1 protein-coding gene is annotated in these 1,682 nt (G+C 62.1%); it reads right to left on the bottom strand.

The window, feature by feature from the left end:
- Positions 1-1,682 (bottom strand): hypothetical protein (locus DMB66_RS62210; protein ID WP_255441707.1); only part of this gene is annotated, 1,682 nt, incomplete at both ends.

Here is a 1,682-nt window from a genome sequence, read left to right as displayed (position 1 = left end):
GTGAACGCACCGGCTAGGGCACGTGCGACGTCGAACTCGGCGCTATCTGGGCTGACGTTTGTCGGTGGGTCGAGCAGAAGGCGGAATCCGGCGCCGGACTCGGCGAGCAAGCCGTGGCGGACCTCCTCCATGCGTAGGTTGTCGACCTGGGCCAGGAATCTTGCCTCGCCCTTGGGCACAACTGTGCGCCCGTACAGCCGCATCCAGAACACCGCGAAACGGGTGAGCGAGTCGAAGGTCTCGATAGGTATCTCGTCCAGGCGCAGTGCGGTCGCCTCTCGAACGCTGCGACGGGCAAGGGTTAGGTAGCGTTCAAGGGACGCTGAGCTGCCATCGGGCTGTAGCACAGTCGCGTAGCGTCCGTACACCTCCATAGCGGGACCGTAGGAAGCCATCATCTGATCACCGAGAGCCAGGCCCTCCCTGGACCAGTTCTTCACCGACCGCTTGATCGCGTCGGTGACCTCCTTGTCGACCTGGGCTGCGGTGGCTGGCTCTCGATCGAGTGGGGCAACTCTGCACCCGATGGTGACCGTGACCTTGATCGAGGCGACCCCGGTGTTAGCCGATTCTGTGCGACTCGGCCACGAGCTGGTAACCACGAACCCTGCATCGTGGAGTGCCGCAAGCAGCCGCTTCCATGCGTCGGGGTCGGAGTGGCCGAACACCACAACCAGGTGGCCGTCAGGTCGTAGAACACGGCGGCACTCGGCGAACGCCTTGGACAGCGAAGCCTCGTAGAAATCCTTGTCGTGGCGAACTCTGCCTGGCTCGTGCACTCGGCGGACGATGATCTCGTCGTTCTTGTTCTGGAGGCCATCACTGGTTCGGGCCGCCTTCGGGCCGAACAGATCTGGCTCGACGTCGAACAGAACACGCTTCAGCCAGACGTGCATTAGGTCTGACACATCAGCGTACTCGATCATGTCGTAGTACGGCGGATCGGTAACAATCGCATCGACGCTTCCATCGCGGTATGGGAGCGCCATGGCGTTCCCTTGGCGGAACCGCGCGGCCGATCCGCGGATAGCCTTCACGTGAGTCAAATAGGGACGCATGCCCGTTTTCGCGACCGATGTCCATGTTCCCGGTCCGACACCAGGTCCGGTCTCTAGCCAATCGAATTGGAAGCCAATGCCGGCTTCGTTGGAGAATAGGTCCCGTACCTTTACTCGGTTTTGCACCGAACCGTCTTCCTTGCCCATGGCCTGGACACCGCACCCTCGGGTGGCGACGCGGAGGCGGCGGGCAAGCGTTGCTGCGGCGAAGGTGGCGAGAGCACGGGCGTATTCTGGCGAAATGCCGGCGGCCAGAGTGTCAGCGTGGCAAGCGCGGATGGCTCGGGCGGTCTCGGCAAATTGCAGCGCCTGCCTGTTGCACATGAGATCGCCAAACGTCCGGTAACCGTATCCGCTGGCCATCACGGTGTGGACGTTGCCGGCCGGGATGGATTCGTTTGGCACCGCGTTGAGTGAGCCGAAGGGCTCTAGCTTAGAAAGGTCGACGGACTGAGCGGCTGCTCGCTCTTCGGCACGCAGGTCGCGGAACACCTTCTTCGTATCGCCTAATGTGTCAGCAGCAACCAGAACTTCGTCGCGATATTCGCCGGCGAAGCCCTTTGCCTTGACCGTTTCAAGACTGTGAGGGTGCGTGGCAAATAGGCAGCGAGCACTCTTCCCTTT

It is taken from the genome of Actinoplanes sp. ATCC 53533, from assembly GCF_003947245.1.
This window is presented reverse-complemented; position numbering and strand designations above follow the sequence as displayed.